The organism is Pseudoduganella sp. RAF53_2 (genome assembly GCF_052113985.1).
Taxonomy (GTDB): Bacteria; Pseudomonadota; Gammaproteobacteria; order Burkholderiales; family Burkholderiaceae_D; genus Rugamonas.
Genome location: NZ_JBFRDW010000107.1, coordinates 1 through 17019 on the forward strand (window position 1 = coordinate 1; position 17019 = coordinate 17019).

General features: G+C 61.3%; 11 protein-coding genes. 6 read left to right on the forward strand and 5 right to left on the reverse strand.

Annotation, left to right across the window (positions count from 1 at the left end):
* Nucleotides 1–2: 2 nt before the first annotated feature.
* Nucleotides 3–2120, reverse strand: coding sequence for a hypothetical protein (locus tag AB4Z11_RS08825; RefSeq protein ID WP_442024497.1), 2118 nt, complete (start codon nucleotides 2118–2120; stop codon nucleotides 3–5).
* A gap of 63 nt (nucleotides 2121–2183) precedes the next feature.
* Nucleotides 2184–5093, reverse strand: coding sequence for a TonB-dependent receptor plug domain-containing protein (locus tag AB4Z11_RS08830; RefSeq protein ID WP_442024499.1), 2910 nt, complete (start codon nucleotides 5091–5093; stop codon nucleotides 2184–2186).
* A gap of 304 nt (nucleotides 5094–5397) precedes the next feature.
* Between AB4Z11_RS08830 and AB4Z11_RS08835 the strand changes: the two genes are divergently transcribed.
* Both AB4Z11_RS08835 and AB4Z11_RS08840 read left to right on the forward strand, forming a co-directional pair.
* A complete protein-coding gene (locus AB4Z11_RS08835; RefSeq protein ID WP_442024501.1) occupies nucleotides 5398–5889 on the forward strand; it encodes a GNAT family N-acetyltransferase in 492 nt (163 codons plus the stop codon).
* 113 nt (nucleotides 5890–6002) lie between these two features.
* Nucleotides 6003–7514 (forward strand): RimK family protein, encoded by a 1512-nt coding sequence (locus AB4Z11_RS08840; RefSeq protein WP_442024503.1) that lies wholly within the window; start codon nucleotides 6003–6005, stop codon nucleotides 7512–7514.
* Here AB4Z11_RS08840 and AB4Z11_RS08845 read toward each other — a convergent pair.
* Nucleotides 7481–8023 (reverse strand): GNAT family N-acetyltransferase, encoded by a 543-nt coding sequence (locus AB4Z11_RS08845; protein WP_442024505.1) that lies wholly within the window; start codon nucleotides 8021–8023, stop codon nucleotides 7481–7483. The two genes, AB4Z11_RS08840 and AB4Z11_RS08845, sit on opposite strands and share 34 nt — an antisense overlap.
* A gap of 107 nt (nucleotides 8024–8130) precedes the next feature.
* Here AB4Z11_RS08845 and AB4Z11_RS08850 point away from each other — a divergent pair, with 107 nt between their 5' ends.
* Nucleotides 8131–8763, forward strand: a complete 633-nt coding sequence (locus tag AB4Z11_RS08850) for a hypothetical protein (protein ID WP_442024507.1) — start codon at nucleotides 8131–8133, stop codon at nucleotides 8761–8763.
* 4 nt (nucleotides 8764–8767) lie between these two features.
* Here the strand turns inward: AB4Z11_RS08850 and AB4Z11_RS08855 are convergent, their stop codons facing one another.
* Nucleotides 8768–9004 (reverse strand): hypothetical protein, encoded by a 237-nt coding sequence (locus AB4Z11_RS08855; protein ID WP_442024509.1) that lies wholly within the window; start codon nucleotides 9002–9004, stop codon nucleotides 8768–8770.
* A gap of 143 nt (nucleotides 9005–9147) precedes the next feature.
* Here AB4Z11_RS08855 and AB4Z11_RS08860 point away from each other — a divergent pair, with 143 nt between their 5' ends.
* Complete coding sequence (locus AB4Z11_RS08860) at nucleotides 9148–9945, forward strand: hypothetical protein (RefSeq protein ID WP_442024511.1); 798 nt, start codon at nucleotides 9148–9150, stop codon at nucleotides 9943–9945.
* On the opposite strand, the gene bglX is transcribed toward AB4Z11_RS08860, so the two are convergent.
* Nucleotides 9925–13809 carry a beta-glucosidase BglX gene (gene bglX, locus AB4Z11_RS08865; protein ID WP_442024513.1) on the reverse strand — a complete coding sequence of 1295 codons (3885 nt, stop codon included), beginning with the start codon at nucleotides 13807–13809 and terminating at the stop codon, nucleotides 9925–9927. The genes AB4Z11_RS08860 and bglX overlap by 21 nt on opposite strands.
* 144 nt (nucleotides 13810–13953) lie before the next feature.
* On the opposite strand from bglX, the gene AB4Z11_RS08870 reads away from it, so the two are divergent.
* Both AB4Z11_RS08870 and AB4Z11_RS08875 read left to right on the forward strand, forming a co-directional pair.
* Complete coding sequence (locus tag AB4Z11_RS08870; protein ID WP_442024515.1) at nucleotides 13954–16152, forward strand: glycoside hydrolase family 88 protein; 2199 nt, start codon at nucleotides 13954–13956, stop codon at nucleotides 16150–16152.
* Nucleotides 16153–16235: 83 nt separating this feature from the next.
* A partial coding sequence (locus AB4Z11_RS08875) for a TonB-dependent receptor (RefSeq protein ID WP_442024517.1) occupies nucleotides 16236–17019 on the forward strand: 784 nt, incomplete at its 3' end.

Consider the following 17019-nt stretch of genomic DNA (forward strand, 5'->3'; position numbering starts at 1 on the left):
ACTCAAGGCAGGCGCTGGAAGCCTTCGGCGTGCACCACCCAGCGGCCGTTATTCGGGAAGCCTGGCGCAGGACGGTCCGGTGCGCCATCCCAGCCGCCAGCCATCATGGCCACGGCAGCGAGCAAGGCGCCATTGCCCGGCAAGTAGACCGGCAGGCCGGTATTTGGATTGTGACCGGCCTTGGTGTAGCCGTTATTCGGGCCGTCCGTTTTGAGCAGCACGTCGACCGCTTTATCCGGCTCGCCCAGACGGGCGGCAGTCATGGCGATCATAGGATAGTCCCAGCCCCAGATCTTGGTGGCCCAGTCCCATTTCGTCAGCACGGCATCAAGCGTATTGCGCATGATGGCGCGGYCGACACCGTCGCCGGGCAGCTGGCCAAACGCCATCAGGAAGGATGGATGGTCGTGGCGGCTGTCGACATTTTCCCAGGTATCGGGATGCGATTCGAGGGCGACGTATTTGCCATCCTTCTGCGGCAAGGCGGAAAGATGCGTGCGGCGATTTTCCCAGTCCGGATTGCGCGGCATGCCAAGGCGTTCGCGCCAGCGCTGGGCGGTTTCCAGTGCCCAGGCCCAGTAGCTCAATTCGTAAGCCGGATTCTCGCTGCTCGATTGGTCGTAAATCTCCTGCGCGATCCACAGCGGCGGGCCGAGAACGAAGCGCTTGCCTGCCGCATCCCAGTTCAGCATGGATGCCATCGCGTCCGCCGTTTCGAAAACCAGCTCGTTATAGCGCGCCAGGGTTTCGTGTGTTGGATTGGCGCGGTACAGCAACTCGGCCAGATGAATGGCATGCGGCTGATTCCAGACAATGAGAGGATTGCCGCCGGGGCTTTCGCGTCCTTCCGGCCCGGTCATCTTCATCCAGCGTGCGCCCTTCAGGCCACGTTCCGCAGCGACGGCGCGTGCAGCCGGCAAGGTACGCTGGAACCAGCCCAGTGTGCGTGCGGTGTATTCAGGGCGGCCCCAGAGTGCAAAGTGTGCGGTGTGCCACCAGACCATCTCCGTGTGGTGCTTGCCGAACCAGGTGGCGGTGGTCAGGCCGCTTTCCTGTGCGGGGATCGTGTCGCCGAGCTGGATGGCGGTCAGGTATTCAGACAGCACCACGCGGCGTTCCAGTTCCGCTGCGCGCGGATCGGTACTGCCGCTGAAGTCAACGGCCGCGCCGGATTGCCAGAAGGCGCGCCAGTGTTCGGCGCTGCGCGTGAAGACTTGCTCACTTTGCTGGGCAGGTGCGCGGCCGTTCTGTGCGAAGGACACAGTCAGGTCGAGCGTGTCGCCGCCAGCCGAGGGAGAAATTTCAAAGCTGTGGGGACCGGAGCGCTTGATAGCCAACGGCGCGGCGCTGGCCAGGGTCATCGCATAGCGCGCGGCGTCGCGGCGGTGTTCAATTATCAGGAGGCGCGGGCTTTGCTCCAGCACCGTGCTGGTGTGCGTGCCCGACCAGTCCAGCGGCGGATTGTGCTTCACGCGGAAGTCGTAGCCGAAAGGCAGCGCGACGCGCACGGCGATGCGCCCGCTGGCCAGCAGCGGAGACTTGATGCGCAGGGCCAGCGTGTCGCTGCCGGGATCGACGGCGCTGCTGACGCTGACGGGCTGGCCGAGTAGCTGCACGCGGCTATCGAGCTGCCCGCGCCACATGTCGAGCTTTTGGTCGACGGACGTGACATCGGCGGCGGCCAGCGGGCGCGCATCGGCGCCGCCGAGCACAAAGCCGATCTGCGGCAGCGGCTGAACGTGCGGATTCAGACGCAGCCACTGCCCTGCCGGTGAATTCTGATTGGTCGGATAACCAAGCGTGCGTCCGTGCGCCGTGTAATCGCGGTTGGCATCGGAGAGCTTGTAGTGATTGGGATTCGCGTTCTCGTGCCAGGACCAGCGTGCCTGCGTTTCAGTCGGCGTGCCGGTCTTCCAGTACAGGTCCGGCAAGCTTTGCAGGCCGGTGACGTCCGCGGTAAAGGCGAAGCGTCCATTGCCCACGCTAAGCGGCGCCATGGTGTCGATGGAGTTCAAGCTTGGATTATGGCGGGATACGAGAGCTTGGCGGTCTATGCTGGCGGCTTGCGCGCCGGCGACGGCCAGGAACAAGGTGATACAGACGTAGCGATGTAGCGTCATGGATCGAAGGGAGAGAAATAAACTGCGGGCCCGTTCCCAGGCCCGCAGTGTCAGGACAAGTCTTTAGAACTTGTATTCAACGGAGAAGCGATACACGCGGCCCAGCATGTCGGCCATGCTGGTGATGTAGCCACCACTGTAGATGGTGTCTGCAGTCAGCGGCGGCCATTCCTGCGTGATGTTGTTGATACCGAACGAGAGCGTCACATTCTTATTGGCCGCATAGCTCATGTTCATGTTGTACTGGCTGTAGGAATCCACCTTGGTCATGGTGGACCCTGCACGCGGAGTCAGATCCGTGAAGCCGGTATTAAAGCGCTGCGACAGCGTAGCTTTCCAGTCACCATACTTATAGTTCAGCGACAGGGTGTGCTTCCAGCGTGGATTCAGCTGTGGCATGCCGGCCAGGCCGGAGTTCGGACCTGCGCCACCGTAGCGGCCATCGTTGGTGATGATGCCCACGTTCTGCAGCCATTCGCCGCCCWTCTCTGCCTGGAACTCATACTTCTGATACCAGGTGCCGTCCAGCTTCGCATCGAAAGTACCGAAGCTGGTTTTCGGGAAGAGGTAGCTGGCCGAAACGTCCGCACCACGGATGCGGGTCTGGCCGCGGTTCGCCTGGCTGGCCACGATATGGTCGATGGTGCCGTCGGCATTGCGCAGGATGTACTCCGCGTACTTGGCCGGGTTCTGCTGGATCTCGGCGATTGCCAGGGCACCCAGCACGTCGCGGATCTTCAGGCCCCAATAGTCAACGGTGATCGACAGATTCTTCACCGGCTCCAGCGCGAAACCGAAGGAGAAGCCACGCGATTTCTCAGGTTTCAGGAAGGAGTTGTTCGGCGACTTGGTCCAGTAGGTGGTGGTCACGTTGCAGACCTGGTCCGCGGTGTAGCCTGCCACCGGCTTGCCGGTGCCTGCCACAGTCGGCTGCGAGCTTGGGCACAGGACCGGATCGTCCATCACCTGGGTACGCACTTCCGGCGTCGCATTCTGAATGTCCATGATGGACGGCGCACGGAAACCGGTCGACACCGAACCACGCAGCACCAGCTGCTGAACCGGCTGGTAACGCGCAGCCAGCTTCGGATTGACGGTGGTCTGCTTCAGGTCATCGTAATGGTCGGCACGCACTGCGCCGTTCAGCAGGAACTTGTCGGTGATCGGCGCATCCAGCTCGAACATCAGCGAGGAGATCTGGCGCTTCACCTTCTTGCCCACACCCTGCGGCGTTTCGCCCACCAGGTCAGTCTGCACAACGTTGCCGGACTTGTCGATGTTGTAGCTGCCGTCAGCCTTCTTCAGCACGTAATCCAGCGGCGCATCGAAGCTGCGCGCCGAGTCCTCACGCAACTCGCCCGACACTGCCAGCGTCAGGTCACCGCCCGGCAGTTGCCAGATCGGGTGCGTCAGCGTGCCGTCGATGCTCTTGTTGTAGGCCTTGTTCAGGCGGTAGGTATAGTCCTGCGCTTCGATGCTGTTCAGGTAATCCAGGCCGGCCTGGTCCTGCAGTCCGAATGGATTCAGGATGCCTTTGTCGAAGCCCGCTTGGGCGGCGGTGTACAGGATGTAGCCATTGCCGGCGCGGGTGTCGCGCTTGGACTGGCCGTAGTTCAGGCCCACGCGATAATCCCAGCCAAACACTTCGCCTTCGGCGGTCAGCACCACGCGGTCGTTGGTCTGCTCGTCGTTACGATATGCGGGGCCAAGTTCAGCAGGGCCCCACTGGAAGTAGATAGGCCGGTTGTTCATGTTCAGGTTCGACACGGCGCCAGGAGTCTTGGACGAGTCGATGAACATGGTCGGCGTATTGGAGCCGGTATTGCTGCCCACCACCTGCACGGCCGGGGTGATGCCATTGCCCGGATAGTATTTGCTGCTTGGCGACAGCGAGTAAGTGGTGAATGGATTGGTGCTGCCCGGTACTTGCATGCCGCGGAACTTCTGCACGTTGAAGTCGGCGTGCAGCAGATCCAGGTCGATCTTGTGACCGCCCGGCAGATTCAAGCTTGCACGGCCGCTGACGGTGGTGATCTTGCTGCCGTCGGTCACGGCGGTCCAGTACAGCGGATTGCGTGCGCAGCCCGGCGCATAAGTCGGCGTTGCGGCAGTGCTCAGATTACCCAGGGTCGGGTAAGCGTATGGCGATGCGCAACCGCTGGCGAAATACGGGTTGTAGTTCGTATTGGCGGCGCGGGTGAAGCCGAAGTTGGCGATCGGCGAAGCATTGCGCGCGTCCGGCGTGATGCCCAGGCCGAGGGTCTGCAGGATGGCCGGATCATGCTGGTCAGGCCGGTCCGCCTGGAACAAAGCGCCCTTGTATTGATGGTCGACCGCGATGTAGGCGTTCCAGCCGTCTTCGTTCAGCTTACCCCAGCCCATGATGGCGCCGATGCTGGAAGTCTTGCCGCCGCCGCTCATTTCCGGCGTTGCGTATTCAGCCTTGATGGAAGCGCCCGTGTAACCGCGCTTGGTGATGAAGTTCTGCACACCGCCGATGGCGTCCGCACCGTAGATGGATGCAGCACCGCCGCTCAGGGTTTCAACGCGGTCCAGCGCCATGCGCGGAATCACGTTGACGGATACGTACTGGTCCTGCAGCGGCTCGTTCGCCATGCGGCGGCCGTTCAACAGCGTCAGGGTACGCATCGGGCCCAGACCGCGCAGGTTGGTGATTGGTCCGGCCGCGCCGGAATTGGTGCCGAGGGACAGCGATTGCGGCTGCTCCAGCACAAAGTCTTTCAGTTCGGTGTTACCCCGTGCTTCCAGGTCGCTGGACTTGGTGGTCATCAGCGGTGTTGCGCCTTCATCCGCCACGCGGCGGATCAGCGAGCCCGTCACCACCACGGCCTGGACTGGCTCAGCCTGGGTTTGGGTCTGAGCGTGCGCCTGGCCGGCCATTTGCAGGACAGCGGCAGCAACTGCCGATGCCAGCACGGCACTTTGGAGTTCGGGTCGGCGTGCAGAATTCATTACGTCTCCTCCTAATTGGTTCGATGATCTGGTCGATCACTTATTTTTTCTGGTACAACCAAATACTAAACTGGCCAGACCAATTCAACAAGAAGAAAATACAACACATCTGAATAAAGGGGGCTCTCCCATACAAACCGATGCAATGTGGCCGGACCAGATCGGCCCAGTCCGTTGCATTTTTGCCTCATCAGCTGATGCGGAGCGCGTTTAGACCGCGTTTACGCCAGGCCCGGCGCCTTTTACAAATTCTTTACTGGATCGCTGATAGTCTGCTGGTCATGCCAATCCTGCCCATGCAGCCATGATCCAAACCGGCACGCCAGACGATATACCGGCCCTGTTGGCGATCGAAAACGCCAGCTTTGAAGGCGACCGTTTGACGCGCCGCAGTTTCCAGCACCTGCTCAGCCACGGCAACGCCCTCACCCTGATCGAGACGCATGAGGAGCAGCCACGCGGCTACGTCATGCTGCTGTTCCGCGCGTCCAGTTCCATCGCGCGTATTTACTCCATCGCCACCCATCCGGACTGGCTGGGGCGCGGCGTGGCAGCCAACCTGGTGCTGGCCGCGGAGCGCGAAGGGCTTGCACGGGGCAACGCCCTGATGCGGCTAGAGATCCGCAAAGACAATCTGGCCTCGCAGCGCCTGTTCCGGTCGCGCGGCTACCGCATCTTCGACGAGTACCCGGCCTATTACGAGGATGGCGAAGACGCCTATCGGCTGGAAAAGTCCCTCACCCGTCATCTGAGCCCGGAGCGTCCGAACTCCAACTCTGGCGCGAAGCCTTCATGACGGAGAACCACAGCGGCTGCGGCGCGCACGGCCTGGCCCCGCCGGGTCGCGGGGGGCAGGCATCAAAGCAGTAGTAACCATTTATTCACGCACTCGTTCAAGCAACGGAAATCATGTCAAAAGCCCGAAGTAAGCTGCCCCTCATCATCGTTGAAAACCCGAAGGACTGGGAAGGCGAAGGCCGCGCCATCAGCGCAGCCGAATACCTGGACGCCAGCTCGCCTGGCATTCCATCCGACACAACGGTCGTCAACCTGTGCCGGGGCTATAAATATCTCTCCATCGGCTATTACTGCTCGCTGCTGGCGGAAGCGCGCGGCCACCACGTACTGCCTTCGGTCAAAACGATCAACGACCTGTCGCGCAAGGCCATCTACAGTCTCGATACCAGCGAATTGAATGAGGCGCTGAACGCCCTGCTCACCGAGCATGACGAAAGCACCATGCCCACCGAGTTCGCCATGGATATCTTCTTTGGCCAGACCAGCTACAAGCCGTTGGCTCGTCTGGCGCGCCAGATCTTCGAAACCTTTCCCGCTCCGGTCCTGCGCGTGGAATTCGTGTATGACGACGAGTGGCAGATCCAGTCGCTGAAGGCCCAGCACATCGGCTCACTCAACGAACGCCAGGAGGGCCAGCTCGCCGATATCCTGGCGGCCTTCGACGATGGCCTGCTGCCGAACGCCGTAGCGCGCAAGCGTCCGCGCTACCAGATCGCGATGCTGCACAATCCGGACGAAGAGCTCCCACCCAGCAATCCGGAGGCGCTCGAAGCCTTTATCCAGGCGGCCCGCGACCTGGGTATGCAGGTAACGCTGATCGAGAAAAAGGACTATTCGCACGTTGCGGAATACGATGCGCTCTTCATCCGCGAAACGACGGCCATCAACCATCACACCTATCTGTTCGCCAAGAAGGCCGAGAGCGAAGGCCTGGTGGTGGTGGACGATCCCGTGTCCATCCTGCGCTGCACCAACAAGGTCTACCTGGCCGACCTGATGCGCCTGAACGGCATTCCGACACCGCGCACCCGCGTATTGTGCGAGGAAGACATGGACGATGTCAGCGCGCTGGAGGAACAGCTTGGTTACCCGATGGTGATGAAGATTCCGGACGGCGCTTTCTCCCGCGGCGTGATCAAGGTGGCAAACCGTGAAGAGTTTTGCGACAACGCCCTGAAGCTGTTCAAGCAGTCGTCCTTGATCCTGGTGCAGGAATATATGTACACTGAATTCGACTGGCGTATCGGCGTGCTTGACCGGAAGCCGCTCTTCGCCAGCCAGTATTTCATGTCCAAAGGCCACTGGCAGGTCGCCAAGCGCGACGCCAACGGCAATGCGGAATTTGGCCCGGGCTGCGCGGTGCCACTGACGGAAGTTCCGGCGGACCTGCTGGATTATGCCGTGCGTGCCGCCAACCTGATTGGCGATGGCCTGTATGGCGTGGATATGAAGATGACGCCCAATGGTCCGGTCGTCATCGAGGTGAACGACAACCCAAATGTGGACGCCGGCATCGAAGACGGCATCCTGCGCGGAGGCTTATATCGCACGATCATGCAAGTGTTTGCCGATCGGCTCGACCGCCAGTATCAGGACATCCAGTCGCTGCGTAAAAGTGCGTAGGCCGCGATATCGCGCGGTTCTTCGGCGACGATCCAGCGCTCCCGCATCGTCCCCTCGCGGCGGAAGCGCAATTGCTCAAGCAGTTTGATGGAGGCGTGATTGCGCGGCTCGACTTCCGCCTCCACTCTGTTCAGGCCCAGGCCAGTGAAGCCATATCCCAGCATGGCGGCCAGCGCTTCCCTTCCGTAGCCAAAGCCCCAATGCGGGCGGGCCAGGAGATAGCCGAGCGTCGCGCGCCGGCACAGCGGCATTAACTCGTACAGAGCACAGCTTCCTACCAGGCTGCCACTATCGCGGTGTTCGATCGCGAGATGAAGGCTGCGTCCGTCGGCATAGTCCTGGTGCGCTTCAGCTATCGCTGCGCGGGCTTGTGCAGGCATCATCCAGGCCTCGTGGCTCCAGTAGCGCATGACGTCAGGATCGCTGTACAGCGCAAACAGGGCAGGTGCATCGCGTGCATCGAGCGCCCGCAGAATCAGGCGTTCGGTCTCAATTACTGGCGGCTTCATCACGGCAGGATACACCGCAAGCGACAGCTTATGTACCTGCTTATACGCCGCGTTTATGCGGCGCCGCCAAGTTTTTCGATCTTTTTTACGAGGCGGTTGCTAAGCTCATGTCCATGATTATCGCCATCGTCAACCAGCACAACACTCAGGACCGCAACATCGTCGCACGCAACCTGGCCGTGCTACGCGCACGCAGCGGACGCAAAGTCTGCCTGGCCATGCCGGAGCATGCGCGCGACGAYAGCGACTGGTGTGCAGACCGAGGCGCCGCCGCCATCCTGCCACGCATCGAAGCACGCCACCTCAATAACCGGACCGCCGGCAGCAGGCTTGCCCAACTGCGTTTGCTATTCAACGATATGCTGATCGATGCCGGCACGCGCGACACCGAGGCAAGCCGCTGTGCGCTCGCAGCCGCGCGACTGGTCCTGATTCCGGTACGTGGCGCCGAGATCGATTTAGCAAGCCAGTACGCGTTGATGACACGCCTTAACGCGGCACGTGCGCTAAACCGGAATCTGCCCGTGATGTTCCTCATGGTCAGCGGCGCCTGCGGCCCGGGCAACCACGAGCGTGAAGCCGTGCTGGCGCACATGTCGCGCGTTGCCGGCGCCACGCTGGCGACTACCGTGTTGCGAGAGCCAGGCGTCCGCGGCTTCGGCGCCGGCCGCTGCGCAAGTGACGGCCTTACGCCATCCGCCGATATGGCAGAACTCTACCGGGACGTGTACGGCCCCTGAACGATCAGAGGAAGGGCCAGCTGAGAATCCCCTTGACGTGCAGGATCGGCCGAATAGTGAAATAAGCGATGACCAGCGCAAACGCAGCCAGCGAGCGTGGGTCGCCCAGGAATGCGAGCCAGACGCCGCCCACCATGACAAAGGCCATCAACAGCACGAGGCACACCTCTATGCTCTGGAAAAAGACGCCCGCCGCCCGCCACACGCGCACAAACTGTTTTCTGAGTTCCTGGTAGTCCATGATAGGAACGGCAACCATGCCGATTTTGAAATTTCGCCCGTAGAAATGAAAAAATCGCCGGACGAGCGGCGATTTAGGCATTATGCTAACACAGCGGCAGAAAGCTCGCAGAGCGTGACGCCATACCAAAGGAGTGTGTGGATATGAGCAAATCCAAATCGCCATCCAGCCCCATCGCGCCTCCGGTTTACCGTCCGCCGCAAGGCAAGTCCGTTACCGCGCCAAAGGCCGTGCAGCTCAAACCAAGCGCTGTGATTCAGCGAATGCAGGCTTTCTGCCGTTGGTGTACGACACCCAACTGCCATAACGGTTCGATCTGCAAAGGATCAGGTCACAATGCGGGCATTTATGCAGGCCGTGTGGACGACCAGAAGCGCCTGGAAAGCGTGTATGGTACCCGCGTCAGTGGCGCTACCCATCAAATGGAACACCCGTATGGCTACAAGGTCCTCGCGGGGCCAATGCATCAGACGGGGGCTCGCGCCGCCACGCCAGCCACGCGGGAGATCGAACAGCAAGCGCCGGCGTATCACGAAGAACTTCGCCAGCATCGCACTCATGAGGGAACCGGCAATAGCGGCAACGCAAGGGAATCCGGCCTGAACGCGGAGCAGTATCGCAACTGGCAGCGTACCGCGCTGGCCGACCAGAATCCGGAACTGGCGATGGCAATTAATCAGATGACGTATGCGCATCAGGCTCTGCCCCACAACCCTGTGGCCCTGGCTCAGGCAAACAACTCGTATGGGGCCATGGTCAACAATATGGGCCCCATTCCTTTTGGCACACCGGGCGGCGTGCAATACCTGCCCGCGCCGACCGACGACCAGAAGTTCGACATGCTGGTATTCCGCTTCCAGGTCACGTTTAAGCGCGACCCGACCGATGAAGAACAACTGGCATTGATCGCCAAATACAACTTACGGGTGTCCTGGCTTTGATGCATCAAGCAGGCGAAGRTCCGTCTCAAGGCGGATGTCATCGGACGCGCTCCCTACCATCAGTTTAAATTCGCCCGGCTCCGCGCCCCACTTCAACTGGCTGTTGTAGAAAGAGAGCATGTCGCGGTCGATGATGAACTGCACGCGGCGGTGCTCGCCCGGCTTTAGATGGACCTTCTGGAAGCCTTTCAGCTCCTTCAAAGGACGCACTACCGATGCGACCATGTCGCGCAGGTACAGTTGCACCACTTCGTCGCCTTCGCGCGCTCCGCTGTTGGCAAGGTCGACGGACAGCGTGGCTTTGCCGTCGCCACGCAATTCGCTGTGGTCCAGCCTCAGATCGGAATAGGTGAAGCTGGTGTAGCTCAGGCCACGGCCGAAGGCGTAGCGCGGCGTATTGACTGAATCGATGTAGGCGGACTTGTACACGACATTGTGTTCGTCCGTGACCGGGCGCCCCGTGTTGTACTGCGCATAGGACAAGGGAATCTGGCCTACGCTGCGCGGGAACGTAATCGGCAGCTTGCCCGACGGGTTGTAATCGCCAAACAGCACATTCGCCACGGCGTTGCCGCCCTCAGTACCCGGGAACCAGGCGTAGACGATGGCGTCCGCCTGATCGGCGATGGTATTGAACACCAGCGGACGGCCAGCCAGCATCACGACCACCAGCGGTTTGCCGGTTGCCTTCAGCGCAGCGAACAACTTCTCCTGCTGGCCCGGCAGTGTGATGTCGGTGCGTGACTTGGCTTCACCGCTCATATCCCAGGTTTCGCCAATCGCCAGCACAATCACATCGGATTGCGCGGCGGCCGTAACGGCGGCATTGAGCGCGGACGCGTCCAGCGTCGCGCAGCCGGGCGCGCAGGCCTGGGCGTGCACGACTTCCGTGCCCTTTCCCGCATGGCTACGCAAGCCTTCGAGAAGGCTGGCCACAGGCGCGCGGTCGCCCTGCACTACCCAGCCGCCCTCAAGGTCGCGCTGCGAATCAGCGAGCGGGCCAATGACGGCGATGCGCTTCAGGTCGCGGCTCAGAGGAAGCGGTGTCGCCGCAGCACCCGGCACTCCGTTCTTCAGCAACACCATCGACTTCTGTGCCACGTCCAGCGCGGCGGCACGGTGCGATGCATCGCCCAGCACGGCCTTCTCGCGCGAAGCATCCGAGAACTTGTAGGGATCGTCGAACAAGCCAAGCTCGAACTTCTTATACAGGATACGGCCAACGGCATCATCCACCAGTTTCATCTTCACCTTGCCGGCCTTGACGGCTTGTTCAAGGTGCGCCGAGTAGGCATAGCCTTCCATATCCATATCGCTGCCCGCCGTGATGGCCTTCACCGCCGCGTCGGACAAATCGGCCGCGTACCCATGCGGCACCATTTCGCGTATCGATCCCCAGTCGCTGACGACAAAGCCCTTGAAGCCCCAGCTGCCTTTCAGGATATCGCGCTGCAGGAAAGCGTTGCCGGTGGCCGGCACGCCGTTCAGCGTATTGAAAGAGTTCATGAAGGTCGCAGCGCCCGCGTCCAACGCAGCCTTGAATGGCGGCAGATAGACCTGGAACAGCTGCTGATTGCTCATATCGACTGCGTTGTAGTCGCGGCCTGCGATGGCGGCGCCATAGGCCGCGAAGTGCTTGGCGGTCGCCATCACGGCATCGGTGCCGCCCAGCTTTTCACCCTGGAAGCCCAGCACGCGCGCTTTTGCGATTTGCGAGCCGAGATAAGTATCCTCACCGGCTCCTTCCATCACCCTGCCCCAGCGCGGATCGCGCGACACGTCCACCATCGGTGCGAAGGTCCAATGAATGCCCGACGCAGCAGCTTCCTGCGCCGCGATATGCGCGGACAGACGAATCGCATCCATATCCCACGACGCCGATTCGCCCAGCGGTACGGGGAACACGGTCTGATAACCGTGGATCACGTCGAGGCCGAACAGCAACGGGATCTTCAGCCGGGATTGCAAAGCCAGCGCCTGGATCTCGCGCGTGTCCGCGACGCCCTTCACGTTCAGCATCGAGCCGACACGGCCGGCGCGGATATCCGCCAGCTTGTCCGCATAGTTGCTGCTGGTCGGTCCGGTGAACTGGCGGCCGGAGAGCTGGTGCAACTGGCCAACCTTCTCGGCCCAGAAGTCCTGGAAGTAAGGATGCGGACGGCGTGGCGAACGGAAGTCCACCAGCACCCACGGCGTCATGCCGCGCAAGCCTGGAATCGCATCCAGCATCTTGAACTGATTGCGATACAACTGGTCCTGATACTCTTCACTCCAGCGCGAATCGGCATCGCCGTGGTAGCCGCCCAATGCGTCCGCGCCAAACTCGGTGATGATGACCGGCTTGTTGGCCGTGATATTGAAGTGGAATTTCAACATATCGCTGTTGTTGGCCCAGTACCAGCCTGCGTATTCGTTGAAGCTGACCAGATCCAGCTTGTCCGCCAGCGGATCTGCCACGGTGATTTCGTCGCCGGTACGATGTACTTCCAGCGCGGCGCCGACCAGGCGCGTGGTGTCCAGCGAACGGACGGTATCGGCCATGCGGCCCATGAAGTTCGTGCGCACCTCGCTGACCGGCGTCTCGTTACCGATGGACCAGATCACCACGCTGGCGCGGTTGCGGTCGCGCACGATCATATCGGTCATCTGCTGCTTCGCATTGTCGAACACTTCCGGCTTCTGCCAGGAGATGGTCCAGTACACCGGCACCTCAGCCCATACCAGCAAGCCCATTTCATCGGCCAGGCGAATCATCTCTTCGCTGTGCGTGTAGTGCGCCAGGCGCACGTAATTGCAGTTCATCTCCTTGGCCCATTGAAGCAGCATGCGCATATCGCCCTCGCCGCGCAAACGGCCCGGAATCAGCGGATTCTCGTCATGCACCGAGACGCCGCGCAGGAAGATCGATTTGCCGTTCAGCAGAATGTCGCGGCCATGCGTGACGATGGTGCGGAAGCCGATGCGGTCATTCACTGTGTCGGTGGCGGAAGACAACGTCACGCCATACAGCTTGGGATCTTCCGGCGACCAGTAGTGCAGCTGTTTGGCTGTCAGCGGAATGCTGATGGCGGCGCGGCCATCAGCACCCGCATGTACGGTCGTTTTGATGCCGGCTTCAGGAATGGTCACCGTCACATCCTGCGCGCGCTGCGGGCCATCGATCTGCACGAAACCTTCGATGCGGCGCATATCGCCTTTCGCCAGCTGGATCTGGTAATCGGCGATGTGCGTCTCCGGCACTTCGGCCAGCAGCACATCGCGCGTAATACCGCCATAGTTCCACCAGTCCGTGCTCACGGTCGGGATATCGTCCTGATGGCGCGTATTGTCGGCCTTGACGATCACTGTGTTCTGACCCGGCTTCAGCTTTCCCGTGACGTCGAACTGGAACGGCGTGAAACCGCCCTTATGGCTACCGATCTTCTTGCCATTCAGGTAGACGTGGGCTTCGTAATTCACTGCGCCAAAGTAGAGGAAGTAACGCTTGCCCTCCTTCGGTGCGGCGTTGAACTGCTGGCGCATCCACACGGTGCCTTCGTAGTTCTCCAGCTTTGCATCCTGCGAATTCCAGTCGCCGGGGATCGCCAGCGTCGGCGAGCCTTCGAAGCTGTACTCCACGATGTCGCCCTTGTCCTTCGGTTTGCGGTCATCGTAAAAACCACCACTGCCGCCTTCCGATTGATCGTAAGGCTGGCGGCGGTAGTTGTAATAACCCGTCTCATACGGGTCCACGATGTAGTTCCAGCGGCCATCCAGCAGCAGGTGCTGGCGGCCATAAATATTGTGCAGCGCCGGCTCGGCGGACACGCTGCCACAGACTAAAACGGTTGCAGCCAACAGCAACTTCAAAGGGGACCAACGCATGTGCACCACCTTTCGATTGGAAAACGTTTAACAGATACTATTGGATTTTTTGCTACAGGTAAAGCTGTACGAGTTGACGTTCGGATAAATTTGGTGCTAACTTAAGTAAAACGTTTAACTTACAAGAAAACTACGGAGACACCCTTGCCCAAGCTATACCCGCGCCCCTTGCTGCTGCGCGCCGCTATTCTCGCGGCACTGTCCGCAACGCCCTTCATTCACACCGCGCATGCCGCAACGAGTATCACGCAGCAGGAGTCCGCGCTCGCACCGAAAGCCGTGCTGTCGGTGATGGAACGCGCCGCCGACTGGCAGCTCGCCAACCCCAGCAAACATCGCCCCGACGACTGGACCCAAGCCGTCGGCTACAACGGCATGATGGCCCTCGCCGGCATCTCCGGCGACCGCAAATACCGCGACGCCATGGTGCAGATGGGCGAGAAGAACGGCTGGAAGCTCGGCTCCAATCACTACCACGCGGACGACCACATCGTCGGCCAGACTTACGCAGAACTCTACCTGCAATTGCGCGAGCCGAAGATGATCGCTCCCATGCGCGCCCACATGGACGACATTCTCGCCAATCGCCGCAGCGGTCCGCTGGACTTCACGGTGAAGGGTAACCAGGAACGCTGGTCGTGGTGCGACGCGCTGTACATGGGGCCTCCGACCTGGCTGCGCCTGTGGGCCGTGACCGGCGACCTGCGCTATCTGGACTTCGCCGTCAGCGAATGGTGGGTGACCTCCGACTACCTGTACGACAAGGACGAACACCTCTACTTCCGCGACAGCACCTACTTCGACAAGCGCGAAGCCAACGGCAAGAAGGTCTACTGGGGCCGTGGCAATGGCTGGGTGATGGGTGGCCTGGTGCGCATGCTGCAGTATCTGCCGGCCAGCCACCCTGCCCGCGCGAGCTTCGAACAGCAATACCGCGACATGGCCGAAAAAATCCTCACACTGCAGCAGGACGACGGCCTGTGGCGCGCCAGCCTGCTCGATCCTTCCAGCTATCCGATGAAGGAATCCAGCGGCTCCGGCCTGTACACCTATGCACTGGCCTGGGGCGTCAACCAGGGCATGCTGGATGCGCAGCGCTTCGGTCCTGCCGTGCGCAAGGCCTGGCAGGCGCTGGTCGCCAACGTCAACGCGGAMGGCAAACTGACCCACGTGCAACCGATCGGCGCTGCGCCCAAGACCTTCGACAATGAGCTGACCGAAGTCTATGGCGTCGGCGCCTTCCTGCTGGCCGGCAGCGAAATGTACCGCATGGCCGTGATGGCGCAGGCCAAGCCGCAAGTGGTCACGATCCGCAATCCGTCCGACGTGCTGCGCGGCGATGAACTGGCCGAAGTCGCACTGGGCAGTGCCCCGAAGGCACCGGTAGTGATGGATGCCTCCACTTCCGCCATCCTGACCTCGCAGACGATCGGCAAGCAGCTGCTGTTCAGCGTGAACATCCCCGCCCACGACACGCACCGCTACCTGCTGCTGCCCGCCGACCGTCTGGCAGCTGTGCCGCCGGCGGACGTGAAGACCCACGCGCGCTTCGTGCCTGAACGTCTGGACGATTTCGCCTGGGAGAGCGACCGCATCGCGCACCGCGTCTACGGCCCGGCCATCATCAAAGACCCGAAAGAGCACTTGATCAGCAGCGGCGTGGATGTGTGGGTCAAGCGCGTGCGCTACCCGGTCGTCGACAAGTGGTACCGCACCGGCGACTATCACGCAGACCATGGCGAAGGACTGGACTACTACAAGGTCGGCCCTGCGCGCGGCTGCGGCGGCACCACGATTTACGCCGACGGCAAGCTGCATAACTCGTCCAACTTCGCCGGCTGGAAGGTGCTGGCTGACGGTCCGCTGCGTTCCGTATTCGAGCTGCGTTTCGCCAATTGGGACGCTGGCCAGGGCCGTCAGGTGTCGGAAGTGAAGCGTTTCTCCATCGACGCCGGTTCCAATATGACCCGCGTCGAAAGCAAGTACACCAGCACCAGCAAGGCTCCATTGACGGTCGGTGTCGGCATCGTCAAGCGTGATGGCGACGGCCAGTACGCCAGCGATGCGGCCGCAGGATGGAGCAGCTATTGGGAGCCAGCAGAGGGCAACCAGGGCAGCACTGCCTGCGCCGTGATCGTGCCGGGCGGCGCCAAAGGATTTGCCGAAGCCGAAGGCCAGCAGCTCACCCTGGCCGACGCGCAGCCGGGCAAGCCTTTCGTCTACTACCTGGGCGCCGGCTGGAGCAAGAGCGGCGACTTCGCGGATGCCGCGGCATGGCAGTCCTATGTGCGCAACTTCGCCCAGCGCCTTCAGGCGCCGCTGGCCACCAGCATCGGCAAATAGAAAAACAGGGCCTGCGCCATACCGCAGGCCTTTTTTAGACCGGGAATTGGAAACGTTCCCAATAATTATACGGAGACTTAAAAATGCATCCACACCCCACCCTGCGCCCCATACCGGCAGCGCTTGCACTCGCGCTTCTCGCACTGTCGTCAGCATCGCACGCGGACGACACGAAGCTTGAAACCGTGGTCGTTACCGCCAACAAGCGCGCCCAGAATCTGCAGGACGTACCGGCATCGATCACGGTGCTGAATGACGCCACGCTTCAGCGCAATAACGTGCGCGACCTGGAAGACGTGCCGAATCTCTCCCCTGCGCTGACGCTGTCCTACGGCACGCAGCCGGGCAACTTCAGCATCAATATGCGCGGCATCGGCACCTTCTCGCTGGGTATCGGCGTCGAAGCGGACGTATCGGTGATTGTGGACGATGTCCCGCTGGGCATGCAGGCCARCGCCTTCCGCGACCTGGCCGACGTCTACCGCATCGAAGTGCTGAAAGGCCCGCAAAGCACGCTGTATGGCAAGAGCTCGATTGCCGGCGCGCTGAACATCACTACCAAGCCAATCGGCGGTCCGGTGAAGACCACGGCTTACGCCTATCATTCGAACGATGACGAATGGCGTGCAGGCGCCAGCATTTCGGGCGCCGTGTCCGACACGCTGCGCGCGCGCCTCGCTGTCAGCAAGACCGATTTCAAAGGCACGCTGAACGACCTGACTACCGGCGGCAAACTCAATGGCAGCAAGGGCGACAACGTCAGCGCCAAGATCGAATGGCATCCGATCGACGAGTTCACCGCGACCTTTATGCCGCACTACAACCGCACCGAAAAGTTCTGCTGCTCGAATGCGTTCAGCTCCATGT